This window comes from Rufibacter roseolus, from assembly GCF_017916365.1.
GTDB classification, from domain to species: domain Bacteria; phylum Bacteroidota; class Bacteroidia; order Cytophagales; family Hymenobacteraceae; genus Nibribacter; species Nibribacter roseolus.
Map to the genome: position 1 here is coordinate 1,226,221 of NZ_JAFMSU010000002.1, position 21,686 is coordinate 1,247,906.

Below are 21,686 nucleotides of genomic sequence, written 5' to 3' on the forward strand. Positions count from 1 at the left end.
AACTGGTGAGGGTTGCCTATGCAGCAGTGAGGTGTAGAGAAGCTTTACCTTTTGAACCTGGGCGAGGAGTATTACCTTTCCGTTTCGGCACTGATTCCTGGAAAACAAGTCAGAAATGAGGCAACTTCAGCCAAGGGCCCTTTCCTGAAATTTTCACCTACTGCCTTGCACCTTCCTGCTGCAGACTTTTGTTTTACAGGAGAGAACCCTTTCAACCTAACAAGCGTTTGGTTTTTATTTAGAGAACTCCTAATTTCAAACCGATAATCCAGAAAAACTACTGCTATGCAAGTGAAAGAAGTATACGTTATCTCGGCGGTTCGTACGCCAATCGGGAGTTTTGGCGGGGCATTAGCCAGCCTGACGGCTCCTCAGTTGGGTGCCATCGCTATCAAAGGCGCTTTGGAGAAAGCCGGGGTAGACAAAAGCCTGGTACAGGAAGTGATCATGGGCAATGTGTTGTCAGCGAACGTGGGCCAGGCGCCCGCGCGGCAGGCAGCCATTGGCGCTGGTCTGGGATACGAAGTGGAATGTACCACCATCAATAAAGTGTGCGCCTCGGGTTCCAAGGCTATCATGTTCGCTTCCCAGGCCATCATGCTGGGCCACAAAGACATCATAGTGGCTGGTGGAATGGAGAGCATGTCCAACGTGCCTTACTACCTGGACAAAGCCCGTTTCGGGGCGAAGATGGGCCACGGCCAGATGATTGACGGCCTGGTGAAAGACGGCCTCTGGGATGTCTACAATGATTACCACATGGGCAGCGCCGCGGAAAATACCGCTCGCGAGTTGGGCATCACCCGCGAGATGCAGGATGAGTACGCTATCAACTCTTACCGTAAATCTGCCGCCGCGGCTAAAGCTGGTTACTTAAAAGATGAAATTGTGCCCGTAGAAATTCCTCAGCGAGGAAAGGAATCCATCTTCATCACCGAAGATGAGGAATACAGCAAGGTGAACTTTGAAAAGATCCCGGGCCTGCGTCCGGTGTTTGATAAGGAAGGCACTGTAACGGCGGCCAACGCCTCTACCCTCAACGACGGCGCAGCGGCCCTGTTGCTTATGAGCAAAGAGAAAGCCGAGGAACTGGGCCTGAAACCCATCGCCAAGATCCGCGGCTTCGCCGATGCCGAACAGGAGCCGAAATGGTTTACCACCACACCGGCCCTGGCCATTCCAAAAGCTTTGAAGGTATCAGGGGTAACGCCTGAAGAAGTTGATTTTTACGAAATCAACGAGGCTTTCTCAGTGGTATCACTGGCCAACAACCAGAAGTTGGGCCTGGAAGGCGGCAACGTGAACGTGTACGGTGGTGCGGTATCCCTAGGTCACCCATTGGGAGCCTCGGGAGCCAGAATTGTGACTACCCTCATCAATGTGCTGCACAAAAACAACGGCAAGATTGGGGTTACCGGAATCTGCAACGGCGGCGGCGGGGCCTCGGCCATCGTGCTGGAGCGGGTGTAAGCCTTTTGAACTATACTAATTCAAAATAGCCTTACGTTATAAGTAAGGCTTTTTTTATTGTTTTGTATCCATGAAAAGGATTCTGTTTTTATCTGCGTTTCTGCTGCTCACCTTGGGTTTTAAACTGGAGTCCAAGGCCCAGACCCGCGTGGTCACCTACCATGATTCCCTGCAATCGGCGATCAAGGAGGTGTACTTCATCAAAGGAACTGAGGACTCCGTGATGCACGGCTATTACCGTAAATACTACTCTACTGGCGAACTGGAGGCCATGGTAAAAGTAGTGGAAGGCAAACGCGACAGCCTCTATACCGAGTTCTTCCCCAGCGGCAAACCCAAACTGACGGTACCATATAAAGAAGGCAAAAAAAACGGACCTTTCTCAGCGGTCTACGCCAATGGCAACAAACTACAGGAAGGCCAGTACCTGAACGATCTGCAGAATGGTCCTTTCAAAAGTTACTATGAGAACGGCCAACTGAAGCAGGAAGCAAACTTTGTGGAGGGCTTCCCAGAGGGTACCGTGAAAGAGTATTTCTCCAACGGCAAGCTGCGTTCTGAGATCACCTATGCCAAGAAGGCGCAGAGCGGCGTCTCGCGCACCTTCCACCCCAACGGCGAAAAGCAGTCGGAGGCCAATTACCGCAACGGCATGATTGAGGGTGGCTACCGGACCTACTATGACAACGGCCAACTGGAGACCGAGACCATCAGCGATGGCCCTTCTAAACCGGCCAAGTTCAAAACCTACTACCGCTCCGGCAAACTCATGACTGAAGGCAGCGTGGTGGCGGGCAAGCCCGAGGGCACCTCAGTGGCGTACTATGAAAACGGCCAGCGTAAAGCAACCCTCACCTACAGCAAAGGCATCAGGGTAGGTCTGGCCCAGTCCTTTGACGAGAATGGAAAACTGAAAGAGGAAATCCGGTACGGCAACGCCGAGAAAGACCGCAAAATCACCCGCTTCTACCCTTCCGGGGCTATTGCCGCGCAGGAGGAGTTCAAAGACAACAAACGGGTGGGCACTTGGCAGGAATTCCACGAGAACAAGAAACCCAAAACCACCGAACCCTACAAGAACGGCCGCATCAACGGTGAGCGCCTCACCTACCACGACAACGGCCAGGTTGAATCCAAAGCCACGTACCTGAACGGCAAAATTGTGAGCACCCTCATCACCTACTTCCCATCGGGCAAGGTGAAATCAGAGACCCTGTACAAAGACGGCCTGCGCTACGGCACTTTCAAACAGCTCTACGAGAACGGTAAAACCGAAATGGCCGGCACCTTCCGCAACAACCGCGAAACCGGCACCTGGACCTACTTCGACGAGAACGGAAAACCCACCAAGAAAGTAGAATACCGCAACGGCCAGGTTGTAATAGCTGATAAGAAGTAGGCTTTATTGCTGATTGCCGAGTTCGGTTTTAAACCTGATTTTCAGAAAACAGGCCTGAAACACAGGAAGCCCATGCAGGAATTAAATTCCACATGGGCTTCGTCTTTTACAAAGCATCATAATTTTGCTGCCATAGAAGTTCTTTCCCAGAAAAAGATTTCAGCAATGCTCCCAACGCACCCCGCCCCCCCTTTGAAGGGAGTCGGGGGGATGACCAATTGGCTTGAGGAACCGTTTACCTTCCGCCAAAAACAAGGGCAACCATAAGGGATTGCCTTAACATTTCGGGAACGCCATAATCTGTAGTTTTAAGTCATCCAGAGCTTTAAAGGGGCCTATATGCGTATGAATTCTCACGTCCAAAATAAAACAGATTCAAGATTGATTCTTGGTCTCTTAAATCCCTCTATCCATCCCTAAAGGTTCTAAAACTAGTTTTTATTATCAATGTGGTTATTCTCACAAATTAATATGAACCATTACTTCTTTTGATTTCTGCCTGATTTTCAGAAAACAAGCTTAAAAATAACCTAACAAGGGTTAGCATTAGGTTTAAAAAATTTCTCCTATTGCTTTTTCCGCCGTACTTTAGCCGCCTAAACCACACTTTTTAGAATATGACGGACGCCCTGAACACCGCCCCTCTCCGTACGGATTGGACCATGGATGAAATACGCGCCATCTACTATAAACCCGTGCTGGAACTCATCGTGGAGGCCTCACAGGTTCACAAACAATTCCAGGCTACCGGCGAGGTGCAGGTGTGCACGCTGCTTAGCGTAAAAACTGGGGGTTGCCCAGAGGACTGCGCTTATTGTCCGCAAGCGGCCCGTTACCATACCGGTGTGCAGGCGCACAAACTTCTCAGCAACGAGGTAGTATTGGATGCCGCCCGCAAAGCCAAAGAAGGCGGTTCTACCCGTTTCTGCATGGGCGCCGCCTGGCGCGAGGTACGTGACAACCGTGACTTTGACCGCGTGCTGGAAATGGTGGAAGGCGTAAACGAGATGGGTCTTGAAGTTTGCTGCACCCTGGGAATGGTGAACGAGTACCAGGCTGAGCGTCTGAAACAAGCCGGTCTCTACGCCTACAACCACAACCTGGATACCTCAGAAGAGAACTACAGCAACATCATCACTACCCGTACTTACGACGACCGCCTGGGCACCATTGAAAACGTGCGCAAAGCCGGTATCTCCGTGTGCAGCGGCGGCATCATTGGCTTGGGCGAGACCGACGATGACCGTATTGCCATGCTGCACGTGCTCAGCAACCTGCCGCAGCACCCGGAAAGCGTACCAGTGAACGCGCTGGTGCCAGTAGAAGGGACACCGCTTGCCGAGCAACCACGCGTGAGCGTATGGGAGATGGTGCGCATGATCGCCACTGCCCGCATCCTCATGCCAAAAACCATGGTGCGTTTATCCGCCGGAAGACAGGAAATGCCGGTGAGCGAGCAGGCCCTTTGCTTCTTGGCAGGCGCCAACTCCATCTTCTCCGGTGACAAACTGTTGACTACGCCTAACCCCGGCTTCGCCGATGACAAGGCCATGTTTGAGTTGCTGGGTCTCAACCCGCGTAAGTCTTTCAAAGCCGAAACTGCCTGCGGCGGAACTGTTGACGCTCCTGCTGAAGCGGTTGCGGCTGAATAAACTGTTGCCATGAAGGTGCCGGAACGTCTGCTGCGCCAGCTGGAAACCAGAGTGCAGAAAGGAACCCTGCGGAGTCTTACCCTTCCCCCTAAAGGTTTGGTGGATTTCAGTTCCAACGATTACCTGGGATTAGCGGCATCAGAGGTTCTGGCTCAAAATATAGCCGAAGAATTAGGGAAACAACCGGCCCACGGCGCCACCGGCTCCCGCCTGCTGAGCGGCAATACCCGCTACGCCCAGGAACTTGAAGAAGAGCTTGCGCATTTCCACCATGGGGAGTCAGCCTTGCTTTTCAACTCGGGGTACGTGGCCAACTGCGGATTCTTCTCGGCGGTGCCCCAGCGCGGCGACACCATCTTCTACGATGAGGCCAGCCATGCCTCCATGAAAGAAGGTATCCGGCTCAGTTTCGCGCAGAGTTTCCCCTTTCGGCATAACGATGTAGACGATCTCCGCCAGAAGCTAAAGCGGGTCCAAGGCGATGTGTACGTAGCTGTGGAGTCGCTGTACTCCATGGACGGGGACTTCGCGCCGCTAATGGAGTTGGCTTCGCTTTGCCAGGAACAGGGCCTGTACCTGGTGGTGGACGAGGCGCATTCCAACGGAATCTACGGCCCTAACGGAGAAGGCTTGGTTTCCGCACTGAAGCTGGAGCAGCAGGTGTTTGCCCGCATCATGACCTTCGGGAAGGCGATTGGGGCACACGGAGCCGCGGTGGTTGGTCCGAGGGAACTGCAGGAGTTTCTGCTAAATTTCAGTCGGCCCTTCATCTACACCACTGCCCTGCCATTAGCCTCTTTAACGGCCATCAGGCAAGCCTACAGGTTACTTCCCTCCCTGACCCAGGAAAGAACCCAGGTACAGGAACTGGCCAAGTATTATCATTCACTCCTGGAAGACGGACGCGTTTTGGCTTCGTTTTCCGGAAAAGAGGGGCAAGACGGCAGCCCTATCCAAGCCTGGCAATTGCCAGATCCGGTGGCGCTGCGGAAATTGGCCAACCATATTCAGGCAGCGGGATTTGACGTGCGGCCAGTGTTCAGCCCCACCGTTCCAGCGGGCAAGGAGCGCCTCAGGCTGGTGCTGCACGCCTATAATACCAAAGCCCAAGTACAAAAATTATGCAACCTGCTTCATCAGCACACCCAAAAAGATATTTCATTACAGGCATAGGCACCGATGTGGGTAAAACCATTGCCGCCGCCATCTTCACCGAAGCGCTCCAGGCTGATTACTGGAAACCCGTACAGGCTGGAAACCTGGAAGACTCAGACACCCACACCGTTCGAAGCCTGATCTCCAACGTTCGTACTGTTTTTCACCCGGAGGCCTACCGCCTACAGATGCCAGCCTCCCCCCACACAGCCGCTGCCGCAGAGGGCATCCGGCTGTCACTGGAGGAAATTCAATTGCCTGCCACTAAAAACAACCTGGTGGTGGAGGGCGCTGGGGGCCTGATGGTGCCGTTGAACGAGCGGGACCTGGTATTGGACCTCATTCAGCAATTGCAATTGGAAGTGGTACTGGTTTCCAGAAACTATCTGGGCAGTATAAACCATACCTTGATGGCGGTGGAGGTGCTCAAGAGCAGAAACATCGGCGTAGCCGGCGTTGTCTTCAACGGGGTGCCTAACGCTTCGTCAGAAGATTTCATCTTAAACTACTCCCAGCTTCCGGTTTTTCCCCGCATTCTGCAGGAAGAAAGTTTTGATCAAAACACGGTATCAAGGTACGCGAAGACGCTACAAGATTATTTAACCAACCATGCACAATAGCCTTTCGGAGCGGGACCAGTTGGTGAACTGGCACCCGTACACCCAGATGCAAACGGCTCCCCCTCCCATTGGGGTCACGCGCGGAGAAGGCGCCGTCCTTTTCACCGAGGATGGCCGCGAGTTCATTGACGCCGTTTCCTCCTGGTGGGTGAACATCCATGGGCACGCGCACCCGCACATCGCGGAGCGGGTAAGCCAGCAATTGCGCACTCTGGAGCACGTGATCTTCGCAGGGTTCACCCACGCTCCCGCCGTAGAACTCGCAGAAAGGTTGCTCAAGCTCTTGCCCCAGAACCAAGCCCGGGTCTTTTACTCAGACAACGGGTCTACGGCCGTGGAAGTGGCGCTTAAGATGGCTTTGCAGTTCTGGTTTAACCAGGGCCAGGACAAGACCAGGATCATTGCGTTTGAAGGCAGCTACCACGGCGATACCTTCGGGGCAATGTCGGTGAGCGAACGGTCGGTCTTTACCCGTCCTTTCCAGCAGTATCTTTTTGACGTGGAATTTCTGCCAGTGCCGGTATCCGGCGAAGAAGAACAGACCTTGGCGCAACTGGAAAAACTGCTGGAACGCGATGACATTGCCGCTTTCATCTTTGAACCTCTGGTACTAGGCACTGCCGGAATGGTCATGTACTCGCCCGAGGTGTTAAACCGCTTGGTGGAGCGCTGCCGGGCCAAAGGTGTACTCGTCATCGCTGATGAAGTCATGACCGGCTTTGGAAGAACCGGCAAGCGTTTCGCCTGCGATTACCTGAGCCAAGAACCAGACCTGATGTGCTTCTCCAAAGGGCTTACCGGCGGCACCATGGCTCTGGGCGTGACCACCAGTTCGCAGGCCATCTATGATTCTTTCCTGAGCGACGACAAGACCAAGACCTTTTTCCACGGGCACTCCTATACCGCCAACCCGGTGGCCTGCGCTGCTTCTTTGGCCAGCCTGGATCTGGTGGAGGAACAATCATTTCTGGAGAACCTGGATAGAATCAGCGCTTCCCACGCTGCCTTCGCCCAGACCTTGGAAGGCAGAGCGGGAATTAAAGCTTTTCGCCAAACCGGCACCATTCTGGCCATTGAGTTTGAAGTGGGGCAAACCTCCTATTTCCATTCTTTGCGGGACCAGTTATACAATTTAGCCCTGGATAACGGCGTACTGCTGCGGCCTTTGGGCAACATTGTGTACGTGCTTCCGCCTTATTGCATCACCAATGCCCAACTTGAAAAAGTGTACGGGGTCATGGAGCAGATGCGAAATTTTAGTAGTGCAGGCGTTTTAGCCTTGTTTAGAGAAAATCACCCAGAAAACAGATGAAGAGCAGAGGGGATCAGGAATGGATTGTGGTCCGGGGAATGGGATCAATATCGGGGCTGGGAGGCACCCCGGAAGAAGTATATGCCTCCTATACCAGCGGTAAAACCGCCTTTACAACCTTAGACCACCTGGGGAATGACACTCCCGTGGCTCCAATTTCCCTTGCGGCCGAAAACCTGCTGCAAGATTTACTACAGGAAAATCCTGTTTATGATTCACTTGACCGCTCAGTGCAGTTAGCCATTTTAGCGGCCCGGCAGGCAGTAGCACAGGCAGGTTGGACCATGGGTGAAGAATTACCGGTAGGCATCAACCTTGGTTCTTCCAGAGGCGCTACCGGTCTGTTTGAGCATTTCCACGCCGATTTCCTGAAAACACCCGAAAAACGGCTTTCGCCGGGTGTCTCGCCCAGTACAACCCTGGGGAACGTGGCTAGTTGGGTGGCCAATGACCTGCAGGCGCAAGGGCCGCTCATCAGCCATTCGGTTACCTGCAGCACTGCGTTACAAGCATTCGCCAACGGGGTTGCCTGGCTCAAGTCCGGCATGGCGAAACGTTTTCTGGTAGGCGGCACTGAGGCTCCCCTCACTTCTTTTACAATTGCGCAGATGAAATCCATCGGCATCTACTCCAAATTTACCGCCGATGATCATCCTTGCCGCCCTTTGAATAAGGAACACAACACCTTTGTTTTAGGCGAAGGGGCTGCCGTTTTTGCATTGGAAAGAATGACCCAGCAAGAGTTGGAAGCCCTTGGGCAGGAGAAAGCAGTAGTTGTGACAGCCGTAGGAATGAAATACGAACGCAGCCCCTCCAAAACAGGCATCTCCAAAGAGGGATCTCACTTCCAGGCAGCCATGCGCGACGCCTTACAGCAAGCTGCCCTTTCGCCTGCCGACTTAGACGCTCTGGTGCTGCATGCCCCCGGCACTAAAGCCGGCGATGCTGCTGAGTTGGCGGCCATTGACAGTGTCTTTGGTGAAAACGCCCCTGATTTCTTCTCTAACAAAAGTCAGATAGGCCACACACTGGGTGCCTCCGGCGCCTTATCGGCTGAAATGGGGATTGCTTTGTTACTTTCTCATTTCTGGACCAGAGCCCACCAAAGTAATAGGGTTAACCCCTCGTCTCATCCTCATCATATTATGGTGAATGCAGCTGGTTTTGGCGGCAATGCCGCAAGCCTCTTATTTACCTTAATCACTAAATAAACCTCTTACAAGTAAGGTCCAGAAATACCTTTCAAAAGTTGCTTTTCAGCATTTATCCGTTTTAAAAACCCTTTTACAATTTGTACTTATTGCACTTTTTACACCATCCTCTTCCTTTCCTGCGATATCCAATCATTGGACAAAACAAAACTGTATGTCCACGTGTTTATAGGTTTTATTCTAAAAACCAGCCGTTTATATAAACCTACCATTTTACGAACCGTATTTCTACTAACGTTTTACTCTATTTGGTCCGGCGAAAGGCTCTGTTCACCGAATTAGCGCTTTTCTAAACCTGCGAGGAATAATTTTGAAGTACCTCACCACTTTTCATCATTCACCTAATTATAAGCTATGAAGGAAAAACCTTTACTTCCTAAGAGCCAGAATTGCAGTTTTCTTATTGCCTTCCTTTTCTTCCTTTTGTATTTTCAATACAGTGCTCAGGCCCAAACTCCGGGTTTGATTTTTCAACCAGCTACCGGAACTGGCAGGAATGTTTTGGACCCAAATCTTGATAACTATGTTTCCAAGACAAACACAGGGTATGTAGGGGCGAATGATAGAACATTCCAATACAATGAGATTGCCTATCGGGAATTGCCCCAACTGGGCTCTGAGCCATTGAATGACTTGGTAACAGGGTCAGCCGGCGGTCATACGGATTTGGCTCCTAACCCATTGTACATGGCTTACAATGGAACACAAGTGCTGTTTAGGGTGCGCTTAGGAGGAAACTCGTCGGCTTCAAAAGGCTACAGTTTCTTGATTGATTCTGACGGGGTATTTAATAAACAAAGACTGGCCAATGGAACCCTGGTGGATTATACCACTCCCTCTAAGGTAAAAAACCTTGGGTTTGAGTTTGAGGTAGTTCTGGCCCTCAACTTTGACGTGGTTATTTACCGTCACCGGGGTAGTGGGGATGAAACCGATCCTTTCACAAGTAATGTAATCTGGCGGGGAAGCACCAATGGAGGTTACAGCCAATACTTCCAGAAAGCCATTGCCGCTTCTACCGCCGGTGGAAACGCTGATTACTTCTTTGATTTTTACGTTCCGCTTTCTGCTTTCAGTGGTGATGGCGGGGTAGGAATTAGCCCAACTACTCCCCTGCGGGTAACTGGATCTACCGTAACCAGCGCCCAAACGGGATTGGAAGGTACTATCTCAGATGTTGGCGGGGTTGATGACAGAACTTATGCCAATGATAAATTCCGTATCTGGCGCGATCTGATTCCTGCCTTTCCGTCAACCTCTCTGCAGCAAATCCAGGCTGGCGAGTTCTGCCAAACTGCGGCGCCCTCTGCCCCCGTCATTTCAACAAACCCAACCATTAGAGTAGGCACTACTACCATTACCGGAACTTCCACTGAAAATGGCGGAACCATCACCCTCTTCCGCAACGGAACACAGGTAGTGGCAGCTTCGCCGGTAATCGTATCTAATGGAACGTTTTCTTTTCCTTTGCCAAGCGGCACCACCTTGGCTGCTGGTGATATCCTCACAGCAAGAGTAACCAGAGCAGCTTCAGGAAACTGTCCGGCCAGTACTTCGGTATCATCTAATACTGTAACGGTTGGCAATCAGGCCTTTGTCAATTGTACAACTCCTGCTCCCTCATTCCCAGCAACAAACACTTTTAACAGTAACCAGCAAAGTGTCAATATTACCTCAACGGTGAATGTTGGAGCTTCTACCTCTGGCTTAGGTACACTAAGAGTGTACCGTGACGGTGTATATTACCAAGGTTCTTATCCGGCACCTACTTCCTCTACGGTAAACGGAGTTACCACTTATACCTATGTATATACTCCTACGGCTTGTACAAATGGTAACTTTCGGTTTAGCTATTCCTGCGGAAGTAATAATAACACTAATAACTATGGTACTCTTACAGCTACTATCACACCTTCTGGTGGCTGCGAGTCACCAAGATCGAACCCTATTTATTTAGAAGGAGGAAATGAGAGAACTGCTCCTACCACTACCACAACTCCTTCTCCTACCATCAGCAACACATTTTTCTGTACTTCTACTACCACATTGCTTTCAGGAACTGCAGCTAACGGTGGCCCTGTTTATCTTTTTGTTAACAATCAACCTGTTACCAAAGACGCAAATGGTAATCTTGTAGCAACTACTACGGCAAGTTCAACAGGTACCTGGTCAATCAACTTATATCTATATCAACTTCAGGCGGGTGATGTAGTAAGCGTTAGAACAAAGTCTACAAGTACTAACCCTAGCCTGGGTTTATCAGGGCCTTCTAACACCTTAACAATAGGTGCTAACTGTGAAACAGCCGCACCTGCCTTTACCACCACCGCCCCATGCCCTACTGTAACAACCATTACTGGAACCTCATCAGAGGCAAATGGTACTACTGTTATAGTTTACCGTAGAAGCGGCACCACTCCTAACACAGCCACAGATACCCGTATCACCGAAACCGCTACGGTTTCAGGGGGAGCTTGGTCTGCTCCGGTTTTAAGTGGCATTACGCTTAGAGGAGGGGATGTACTGTACGCTGTAGCAACTGCTCCGGGAGGAAAAACAGTAAGCCCAGCCTCGGCAACTATCACCGTAACCACGCCATCAACTGCTGCAAGCCTTGGATTAACTTTAGCCTCTCCCATTAAAGAAAGGGCGACGGTGATTACTGGTACCAGTACGACTAATGGAACAGTGAATGTGTTCATTGAAGGACAGCGTATTGCCGGAACTGCCACCGTCACTGGGGCTTCTACTACAACTCCTGTGACCTGGTCCATCGCTATCAACCCTACAAACCAGGCAAACCTTTCAACCGGAACTTCGGTGACTGCTTCTATCACTCCTACTGGTGGAGGTTGTGAGAGTCAGCAAACAGCTGCTGTTACCGTTACCTGCGTTTCACCTTCAACTACCCCAACCTTCACCCCGTCGGCACAAACCGTTTGTAATAACAGTTCAGCCACTATCACGGTAGCCAATACCGAAAATGGGGTTATTTACCAGATTTACAATGGATCAACTGCCAGCGGGCCTTCTATGGTAGGTAACGGAGGTACCATTACCTTGTCTTCTGGTAACCTAACAGCTGCGGCTGTTTTAACGGTTAGAGCTTTCCAGGTAGGCTCCCCTGATTGCCAGGCTACTTTGAAAGGGTCAACTTCCATTACTATTGCACCGGCTCCTACAGCTTATGCAGTTACCCCAGCTTCTACAACAGTTTGTAATGGTGCCACAACCACTGTCACCATGGCAAATTCTGAATCAGGTGCCTCATACCAGATTCAGGTGCTTAACCCTTCTACCGGAACCTATGTTAACACGGGGAACGCTGTGGCAGGTACAGGCAGTGCAATCACCTTAACTACCGGCGCCATTACAACTAGTGGCACGTTCAAAGTGGTAGCTACCAAGAATGGATGCTCTACAGACATGTCCAACACCTTCACGGTGACTGTACCATCTAATGCTCTAACCATTACCCCTTCAGTTCAATCTGTCTGTGCGGGTAACACAGCCTCGGTGGTCATCCAAAGCTCAGAAAGTGGCGTTGTGTATCAATTGCAAACCGGGTCAGGTGGTACTTTCACCAACACTGGTGCTTCGGTTACTGGTAATGGTGGCAACATCACCCTTACCTCTGCGGCTCTTTCCACCACTGGCGCTAATACTTTAAGGGTACTGGCTACCTCAGGGGGATGTGCTCCTTTTGCCCTGACACAGCAGTTTACAGTTAACGTTACTTCTGCCACTCCAACTACCTTCAACGTAACTCCTGCTACCCAGACGATCTGTAGTGGCCAGGCTGCTTCTATTGCCCTCTCAGGATCACAGTTAGGTGTTTCCTATCAAATTTTCCTGGGTAGTACTTCAGTTGGAAGCATTGTGGAAGGAACAGGCAATGCCTTGACACTTTCAACTGGATCAATTACAGCCGGTGGTACTTACACTGTGGTGGCAACAAACTCCTGTGGTGCAAGGGTAACCATGTCAGGGAACTCTGTTATTACAGTAACCCCTGTTCCTACCGCCTTCGCAGTTACTCCTACCACACAGGCTATCTGCTATAACAATGCGGCCACTTTAACTCTGGCAGGCTCTGAAACTGGAGTTAGCTATCAGGTTCAGATTTACAACCCCGCAACCGGTAACTATACAAACACTGGCTCTGCTGTAACTGGAACCGGAAGTGCCATTACTTTAACTACTGGCTTGCTGACAGGCAATTCTAACCTGAAAGTAGTTGGCACCAGATCAGGAAATACCTGCTCAGTTGACATGAGCAACCGCGTGTTTGTCTCTGTGCCATCCGCCAACCTCACAGTGGCAGCCATTACCCCAACTATCTGTAGCGGCGGTACCGCCCAAATTAGAGTAAGTGCCTCTGAAACGGAGGTTTTCTACCAATTGTTCATCAACGGAGTAGCCACTGGGGCTGCCGTAGAAGGCACCGGGGGAGATATTACCCTTACCTCAGCCGCTATTACTGCAACTACTTCTTTTACAGTTCAGGCTACGCCAAGCAGCCCTGCCAATTGCGCTGCTTTCACTGTAGGAAGCCCAGTTACTGTAACTGTTTCGGCTCCGTCAAACCAAAATAGCACCTTGGTTACTTCAACTAGTATCTGTAGCGGTTCAACCGCCAGCATTAGCCTGGCTAGCTCAGAAGTTGGGGTAACTTACCAGATTTACAATGGTACCACCCTAACTGGGCTTGGGGTAGCAGGTACCGGAGGTGCCATTACCCTTACCACAGATGCATTGACTTCCAATGCTTCTCTTAGAGTGTACGCCGTGCGGTCTGGCTGTTCTTCTCTGGCAATTGGCTCTACTTATGCCATCACGGTAACACAATCTCCAGCAGTGCAGAGCTTTACTTCTAGCCAGCAGGTGGTTTGCTCAGGAGGAACTGTTTCTATCACTTTGCCTTCTTCACAGAACGGCATAGCCTATCAGATCTACAATGGTGGTGCTGCAAGTGGTGCCCAAGTAACTGGTACAGGTGGTTCTATTACCCTTATGTCTGGTGCTTTAACAGCTTCTACCACTTTGACTGTACAAGCGGTTAGCCCTGGAAACTGCGGCAATGTCACCATGGAAGGTTATGTAGCTGTAACAGTAAGTCCAACCCCACTAGCGACAAACATCAGCGCTTCTACTACCAAATTCTGTGGCAACGGAGGCAATGTAACCTTTACTGCTACCTCAAATCTGGTGAATGGAGTCACATATAGTTTAGCACTAAATGGGACACCAGTTGGTTCCTCCATTGTTTACAATGGAAGCAATACAGTATCCTTCACCACAAGCGTAAACTCTACTGGAACCTACACTATTGTGGCATCCAGCACAAACTGTCCATCTGCTACCTCAGCCCCGGTAACAGTAACAGTATCTCCAACGCCAATTGTGTACAATGTCACACCTGCCTCATTAACCATCTGTAACGGAAACTCAGCTACCATCACTCTCTCCAATTCAGAAAATGGCGTTACCTACCAAATTTACAATGGATCTAACCCTAGTGGAACAGCAATTACCGCTACAAGTACTGGTACTTTGACCTTGACATCAGCTGTGCTATCTGCAAATGCAATCCTAACTATTAAAGCATCAAGAAGCGATTGTCCTGCAGTTGATATGAATGGCTCAACAAATGTGACGGTTAGCCCAAAACCAGTATCCCCTACAATCACTGCAAACACCAGTTCTGTATGCGGCAACAGCAACGTCACTATTACTGCAAGTTCTAACCTGGTAAGCGGGGTTTCTTATCAGCTTTATAGAAATGGTATTGCTGAAGGAAACACTATTACCTTCAATGGAAGCAACGCAGTTACGTTTACAGCTGCTGTAACTGAACCATCCACTAAGTTCACAGTGGTTGCCAGCAGTGCCTCCTGCTCACCTGCTACCTCTAACGAAGTAACAGTGACCTCTATCCCAGCACCTGTTGCTCCTGTTATTTCAGCCTCTGCCACCACTTTCTGCGGAGCTGATAATGTAGTCATTACTGCTACCGGAAACATGGTGAATGGTGTTTCTTACAGACTTTTCCGTAACGGAGTAGCAGAAGGTAGCTCTATTACCTATAATGGAAGTAACACGGTTTCCTTTACAGCATCTGTTAGTGCTACAACAAAATTCACCGTGGTGGCCACCAGTGGTTCTTGCCCTTCTGCCACTTCTAATGAAGTTACCGTCACCGTTAACCCAGCACCAGCTGCGCCGGCAATTACCGCCAGCAACGCTAGCATTTGTGGTGGTACACCGGTTACCATTTCAGTTGGTTCACCAGTAAATGGATACAGTTATCAATTGTTCCTGAATGGCAGCCCAAGTGGCTCACCCGTTGTTGCGAATGGAGCGGTCTCCTTCACGGCATCTGCGGCCGGCACCTACAGTGTACGCGCTACTTCCAACAACTGTGATAGCCCGGTGTCTAATGAAGTAACTATTACCTCTACCCCAACATTCACGGCAAATGCAGGCCCAGATAAAGCCGTTTGTTCAACAAATGCCCAGGGTAGCAAAACAGTTACGCTTGAAGGAAATACGGCTCCATCTGGCACAAACGGTGCCTGGACTGTAGTTTCTAAGCCAAGTGGTTCAGGAAACCCTGTCTTTGCTGATGCCACCAACCCAACCACTACTGTCTCTGGTTTGAATTCGGGAGCTTACGTTTTCAGATGGACCGTGTCCTCTACTTCCTGTGGCTCACAGGCAGATGAGGTAACTATCACGTTGGATTGTGAGGCAGAAGTTGTTTCTTCTATGCAACCAAAGGCGGTTTCTGAGTACCAGAACGAAGATGTGCTTTTCACATTTGGTGACAGTGATGCTCCTATCACAGCTTATTCTATTGATGACAATTATTCAATACCAGGTGTATCTTACCGGATTGTGAATGGTCAGTTAAGAATGTATGTAAGCAACCGCAGTGCCCTGAGATCAGATTTGTATTCTCCAACCATCAGAACTACTGATGCTAACGGCGGTACTTCAACCCTTTCTCCAACCGTGATCATAGGCACCCCGCTGCCGGTTACTTTAACGTCCTTTACAGCTTCAGCCACTAACAATGGCATCAAGCTTAACTGGACTACTGCCTCTGAGAAGGACAATGCCTACTTCCAGGTGGAGCGTAGCCAAAACGGAAAAACCTTCTTGAGCATCGGGCAGGTAAAAGGAAACGGAACCAGCAACGTGGCGAAGACCTATAGCTTCACCGATGTTTCTGCCCCTGCTGGAACAGTGTACTACCGCCTGAAACAAGTTGATGTTGATGGAGACTCTGAGTACAGCAAGGTTGTATCCGTGACAGCTTCGGGTAATAAGGCGACTGCTCAAGTAGCCGTATCTCCTAACCCATTTACTAAGGAAGTTTCTATCTCTATTAACAGTGTAGAAGACAGAACAGTACAGGTAGAACTCTATGACCTGAACCAGAAACTGATCTACCATGAGACTGCCAATGTAACCTCCGGAAAAGTGACCCTCACCAGAGACTTGTCCAGACTTGCCAATGGTGTATACATCCTTAGAATCACGGGGGCTTCCCTTTCTGAGATCATCAGGGTAGTGAAGGAAGACTAATCTCATTCACCACCTTATTAAAACCCCACCTACCGCAGATAAAAAGTAGCGGTAGGTGGGGTTTTCTTTTAGTATTCCCCTGATGATTTAGTAAATTCGCAGGTTTTATTTAATATCTATGAAAATCATGAAATTTGGGGGCACCTCCGTAGGCTCTGCGGAGCGGATGGGTGCCGTCTCACAACTGCTTCCAACCCAGGAACCGGTTATTGTGGTGCTTTCTGCCATGTCAGGAACCACGAACCACCTGGTTCAGATTGGACAGCAACTGGCCCAAGGCGAGGTAGCCCAGGCAGAATCTCTCACAGCACAATTAGAGCAACACTATAAACAGGTGATTGCTGAACTATATAAACAGGAAGCATCTAAGGACAAGGGTAAACAGGTAATTGAAGTAGTTTTCTCTGATATCCGGGCCTGCTTCAACCATCCTTTCTCTCCTGCTTCAGAAAAAATCATTTTGGCGCAGGGTGAACTGCTGTCAACGCAGCTCTTCAAGATTTTCCAGGATGAGAAAGGCACGCCATCGGTGTTGCTTCCCGCGCTTGATTTCATGAAGATCACCCCAGATGAGGAGCCAGACCATGCTTTCATCCGTGAGAACCTGAGAAACCTGCTGGACCAGTACCCAGGCAACCAGTTGTTCATCACACAGGGATACATCTGCCGGAACGCCAAAGGCGAAATTGACAACCTCAAGCGCGGGGGCAGCGACTATACCGCTTCCATTGTTGGGGCAGCCGTGAAGGCCTCTGAGATCCAGATCTGGACCGATATCAACGGGATGCACAACAACGATCCTCGCATCGTGAAGAACACCTACCCTATCGCGGAGTTGTCTTTTGACGAGGCGGCGGAGTTGGCGTACTTCGGGGCGAAGATCCTGCACCCTTCCAGCATTCTGCCAGCCCAGCAGCACAACATCCCGGTGCGTCTGTTGAACACCATGGAACCTGAGGCCGCTGGTACCACTATCTCTTCTAAAAGAACCGGTAACAAGATCAAGGCGGTAGCGGCCAAAGACGGCATCATTGCCATCAAGATCAAATCCAGCCGCATGTTGCTGGCCTATGGTTTCCTGCGCAGCGTGTTTGAGGTGTTTGAGCGTTTCAAGACGCCTATTGACATGATCACCACGTCTGAGGTAGCCGTTTCCCTTACCATCGACAACATCACCTATCTGCCGGAGATCACCGAGGCCCTTCAGCGCTTCGGAACAGTGGAGATTGACACGGAACTGACCATTGTGTGCGTAGTAGGCGACTTCATGGAAGACAAGCCGGGCGCTGCCCTCAAAGTGGTGCAGTCGCTGGGTCATATCCCACTGCGCATGATCTCTTACGGCGGAAGCAAAAACAACATCAGCTTTTTAGTGAATACCATCCATAAAGAAGACGCCCTGGTGTCTATCAACGAAGGCGTGTTTCAGGAAAGAGAGGAAGCCAATGCTTAAAGAACAATTGCAGGCGTTCTCTCAACAACCTACTCCTTTCTATGCCTATGACCTTTCCCTGCTCCGCCTGACGCTGGATACCGCCAAAGCCGAAGCCGGGAAATACGATTTCCATGTGCATTATGCCCTCAAGGCGAACGCCAACGGCCCTATTCTGGCCGAGATCCTTGAAAGAGGTTTCGGGGCCGATTGCGTGAGCGGAAATGAGGTGCGTCGGGCGCTGGAGGCCGGCTTTGCGCCGGACCAGATTGTGTTTGCAGGGGTGGGCAAGTCTGACGCGGAGATCAATTTTGCCCTGGATGCCAATATCTTCTGCTTCAATTCAGAATCTGTGCAGGAACTGGAGGTGATCCAGGAACTGGCGGCCGCTAAAGGAAAAGTAGCGCAGGTAGCTTTGCGCCTCAACCCCAACGTGGACGCGTATACCCACAAGCACATCACCACGGGTCTGGAGGAAAACAAATTTGGGATAAATGTGTGGGAACTGGAAGACCTGGTGCCCCAGTTTGCACAGTGGCCTAACCTGAGACTCATAGGGCTGCACTTCCACATCGGGTCTCAGATCACTGATCTGCGGGCATTCGAAAACCTGTGCGTGCGGGTGAATGAGCTGCAGAGCTGGTTTGAGGAGCGCGGACTCACGTTCCCGCATCTGAACCTGGGCGGAGGCCTGGGCGTGGATTACCGCACCCCGGAAGAAAACCCCATCGCTGATTTCGCCACCTACTTCGCTATTTTTGAGCGGTTGCTGGACAAACGTCCCGGTCAGGTGGTGCACTTTGAGTTGGGCAGAGCTTTGGTAGCTTCCAGTGGTAACCTCATCTCCAAGGTGCTGTACATGAAGCATGGCCAGAAAACGAACTTTGTGATTCTGGACGCTGGCATGACCGAACTGATGCGCCCGGCCCTTTACCAGGCGTACCATAAGATTGAGAACCTTACCAGCGACCTACCCGCCAAAACCTATGACGTGGTAGGCCCCATCTGTGAATCAACGGACTGCTTCTCCAAGGCCATTGAACTGCCCGAGACTAAACGCGGTGACCTGGTGGCCATCAGAACAGCAGGTGCCTACGGCGAGGTAATGGTTTCTGAGTACAACCTCCGCGACCGTGTGAAAGCCGTGTACCTTTCTTAGCGTTTCACAAAGCTTATCCAGCTTTCAATTTTTGAACTCCGTTCTGGGGCTGTTTTCTAAAAATCAGCGCCAGAACGGAGTTTTTTTTCAGGCGGATTTTAGATCAGCTAAGCCCTTTCAGCTAAAGGAAATTCCCAAAACAAGCAGTTCCGATTTAGAGGTAATTCCGGAAAAAGAGACCAAAAACAGCCCCCCAAGAAGTATGCTGGTCTGAACAGCACTTAATGATCCTTGACGCAGGCTATGTTATATAACCGTTTTATCTAAAACAGGCCATAAACGTAAACACCCAGCTTATAGCCAGGTGTCTGCGTAATTGAACGAACTAAATAAACAAGCTATTCTTTGAAAGCGGATAATCTGCTTTGGATGCTGAAATGTTTTTCCAAATTAGATCTGGAAAATCAGGAAACCTCCTGCTGTACTTTCACTTTTTTTCTGGGTGCGCCCACAAAGTCAGAAGACAGGGCCATAATGTAGGCGCCGGCTTTTCTGATGTGGTCCTGGTTTTTGATCAGGTTGCCCAATGTAACTGTGCCCAGCACGCTGAAGGTATCATTGTCCCGCTGCACGTTCTGCAGATTGGTTAAGCCCAATGCGGCTACCAGTTCTGGCTCACTGCTGCGCAGGTATACCTCCAGTTCAAAATCCAGCGCCAAGGCCGGAGCATTGGTGGTTTTGCCTAGCTTCTTATAACCGTAAGAATAACCGTTGCTGATGGAAACGATGTCTGACAGCACCGCGGCTCCGGTGGGGTGCCCGCCGGCACCACGGCCTTTGAACAACTGCGGACCAGAGTAGGTGCCCTGCACCACCACGCCATTGAATTCCTGCTCTACCACAAAAAGATCGTCTGAGGCGTCTACCATACTAGGCAACACCACTGGTACCAACTCCCCGTCTGAGGTTAGGTGCACCGAAGCCACCATTTTGATGACGGAATCGCTTTGCTTGGCATATTCCACGTCTGCGCCACCCAAGTGATCTATGCCGAAGAAGGCCAACTCCTCGGGGGCAATGGTTCTGCCAAATGCGTGCGCCGTTAAGATACAAAGCTTGTGGCGGGCATCGGCTCCGGCCACGTCCAACCAAGGGTCCAGTTCAGCAAAGCCTTTGTCCTGGGCTTCCTTCAGGGCCTCGGCATAGCCTTTCTGCAGTTTGAAGATCTGGCTAAGGATGTAGTTAGACGAACCGTTCAGAATGCCGTGGACCCGTTCCAGTGGTTCGTTGGAAAAATATTCCTCCACCGTTCTGATAATAGGTATCCCCCCGGCCACCGCCGCCTCATATAATAACACGCCGCCAAACTCCTGCTGCAAAGCCAGCAACTCTGGCAGATGGTAGGCCACCAGTTTTTTGTTGGCAGTTACCACCCTTTTACCGCGCCGCAGAGCCTCGGCCACAATTGTGTAGGCTTCATTGGCATCACTTATGGCTTCCACCAGGATATCCAAAGAATCATCCTGCAGCACCTGGTGCCAGTCATAGGTGAAACTCTCTGAAGGCAAAGGCCGCAGTTTTTTAGGGTCTTTCACGCAGATGCGTTCTACTTTGAACGGAAGCGCCTCTTCGCGGGAAAGTATGTCGTAAAGGCCCTGGCCTACGCAGCCAAACCCAAACAAGCCGATTTTTAGAAGACGGTGGGAATCCATGTTTTTCTTTGTTGTTTTTTCTGTAAAAAAGTATCTAAGTGACGGCTTAGCTGGTCTGTCTCCAACAGGAACCCGTCATGCCCGGCTTCTGAGTGAATGACCTGGAAAGTGGCATTGGGAATATACCGGGTCACGTATTTCTGCTCCACCAATGGGAACAACTGATCAGTATCCACGCCAATAACCAGGGTCTCTGCTTTTACCTGGCGCAAGGCTGCTTCTGTGTTGCCTCGGTTGCGTCCCACGTTGTGGCTGTCCATGATTTTGGAGAGCTGCCAGTAAGAATAAGCATTGAAGCGCTTGGCCAGCTTCTCGCCCTGGTACCGCTGGTAACTGGCCGCCCGGTAAATTCTTTTCAAATCTGAAGAACCCTCGCGCTGCGCCTGGTTATAGGAGTTATAGGTGCGGTAAGATAGTAAGGCAACGGAACGGGCTGTTTTCATTCCCTCCAGTCCGGCGTCATCGGTGGCCAACTGCCAGGTAATATCCTGCTCAATGGCCATGCGTTGGCTCTCATTCAGGGCGATGGCCCAAGGCGATTGCCGGGCGTTGCCTGCCACCTGTACCAGGCGCTTGACTCTTTCCGGATGTTCAATAGCCCACTCCAGGGCCTGCTGGCCGCCTATGGAGCCGCCAATGAGTACGTTTATCTGCTCTATTTCTAAATGTTCGCGCAAAGCATCAAAGGCCCGCACCACATCACGGATGGTTAAAACCGGGAAAGTATGATAGTATGGCTTGCCGGTATCCGGGTTCAGGCTCAAAGGGCCGGTAGAACCGTAGCAGCTACCCAAAGAGTTGGCGCAGACAATGAAATGCTTGGCCGGATCAAAGGTCTTTCCTTCGCCAAACAAATCTCCCCACCAGTCTTTCACAAAAGCGTTGCCGGTGAAAGCGTGGCAAACCCACACCACATTGCTGCGGTCCTCGTTGAGGGTGCCCCAGGTGGTATAAAAGAGCTGGAAACCGGGCAAAGATCGCCCGGACTCCAACGTGAATTCTTCAGTGTAATTAAAAACGCGTCCTTTTAACAT

At 50.7% G+C, this 21,686-nt stretch carries 12 protein-coding genes; 10 read left to right on the forward strand and 2 right to left on the reverse strand.

The genetic code is table 11. From position 1 onward, the window contains the following. The first annotated feature begins 285 nt into the window (after positions 1–285). The 10 genes from J3P35_RS14075 (at position 286) to lysA (ending at position 19,000) form a co-directional block, all read left to right on the forward strand. Positions 286–1,470: an acetyl-CoA C-acyltransferase gene (locus J3P35_RS14075; protein ID WP_210465213.1), complete on the forward strand. Its 1,185-nt coding sequence runs from the start codon at positions 286–288 to the stop codon at positions 1,468–1,470. 70 nt (positions 1,471–1,540) lie between these two features. Further along, complete coding sequence (locus tag J3P35_RS14080; RefSeq protein ID WP_210465214.1) at positions 1,541–2,869, forward strand: toxin-antitoxin system YwqK family antitoxin; 1,329 nt, start codon at positions 1,541–1,543, stop codon at positions 2,867–2,869. 617 nt (positions 2,870–3,486) lie between these two features. Further along, the gene (gene bioB / locus J3P35_RS14085; protein ID WP_210465215.1) at positions 3,487–4,521 is read left to right on the forward strand and encodes a biotin synthase BioB; all 1,035 of its coding nucleotides are present in this window, start codon (positions 3,487–3,489) and stop codon (positions 4,519–4,521) included. A gap of 9 nt (positions 4,522–4,530) precedes the next feature. Then, positions 4,531–5,694, forward strand: a complete 1,164-nt coding sequence (locus J3P35_RS14090) for an aminotransferase class I/II-fold pyridoxal phosphate-dependent enzyme (RefSeq protein WP_210465216.1) — start codon at positions 4,531–4,533, stop codon at positions 5,692–5,694. Next, complete coding sequence (bioD, locus tag J3P35_RS14095) at positions 5,643–6,296, forward strand: dethiobiotin synthase (RefSeq protein WP_210465217.1); 654 nt, start codon at positions 5,643–5,645, stop codon at positions 6,294–6,296. The genes J3P35_RS14090 and bioD overlap by 52 nt, the downstream gene beginning before the upstream one ends. After that, entirely contained in the window at positions 6,286–7,608 is a 1,323-nt protein-coding gene (gene bioA, locus J3P35_RS14100; RefSeq protein ID WP_210465218.1) for an adenosylmethionine--8-amino-7-oxononanoate transaminase, read from the forward strand. The genes bioD and bioA overlap by 11 nt, the downstream gene beginning before the upstream one ends. Next, complete coding sequence (locus tag J3P35_RS14105; RefSeq protein WP_210465219.1) at positions 7,605–8,819, forward strand: beta-ketoacyl synthase N-terminal-like domain-containing protein; 1,215 nt, start codon at positions 7,605–7,607, stop codon at positions 8,817–8,819. Before bioA ends, J3P35_RS14105 begins: the two co-directional genes overlap by 4 nt. Before the next feature lie 354 nt (positions 8,820–9,173). After that, positions 9,174–16,409, forward strand: coding sequence for an Ig-like domain-containing protein (locus tag J3P35_RS14110; protein ID WP_210465220.1), 7,236 nt, complete (start codon positions 9,174–9,176; stop codon positions 16,407–16,409). Positions 16,410–16,527: 118 nt separating this feature from the next. Continuing rightward, positions 16,528–17,862, forward strand: a complete 1,335-nt coding sequence (locus J3P35_RS14115; protein ID WP_210465221.1) for an aspartate kinase — start codon at positions 16,528–16,530, stop codon at positions 17,860–17,862. Then, positions 17,855–19,000, forward strand: coding sequence for a diaminopimelate decarboxylase (lysA, locus tag J3P35_RS14120; protein ID WP_210465222.1), 1,146 nt, complete (start codon positions 17,855–17,857; stop codon positions 18,998–19,000). The genes J3P35_RS14115 and lysA overlap by 8 nt, the downstream gene beginning before the upstream one ends. 404 nt (positions 19,001–19,404) lie before the next feature. Here the strand turns inward: lysA and J3P35_RS14125 are convergent, their stop codons facing one another. Then, complete coding sequence (locus J3P35_RS14125; RefSeq protein ID WP_210465223.1) at positions 19,405–20,652, reverse strand: homoserine dehydrogenase; 1,248 nt, start codon at positions 20,650–20,652, stop codon at positions 19,405–19,407. Further along, the gene (gene metX, locus J3P35_RS14130; RefSeq protein ID WP_210465224.1) at positions 20,631–21,686 is read right to left on the reverse strand and encodes a homoserine O-acetyltransferase MetX; all 1,056 of its coding nucleotides are present in this window, start codon (positions 21,684–21,686) and stop codon (positions 20,631–20,633) included. The genes J3P35_RS14125 and metX overlap by 22 nt, the downstream gene beginning before the upstream one ends.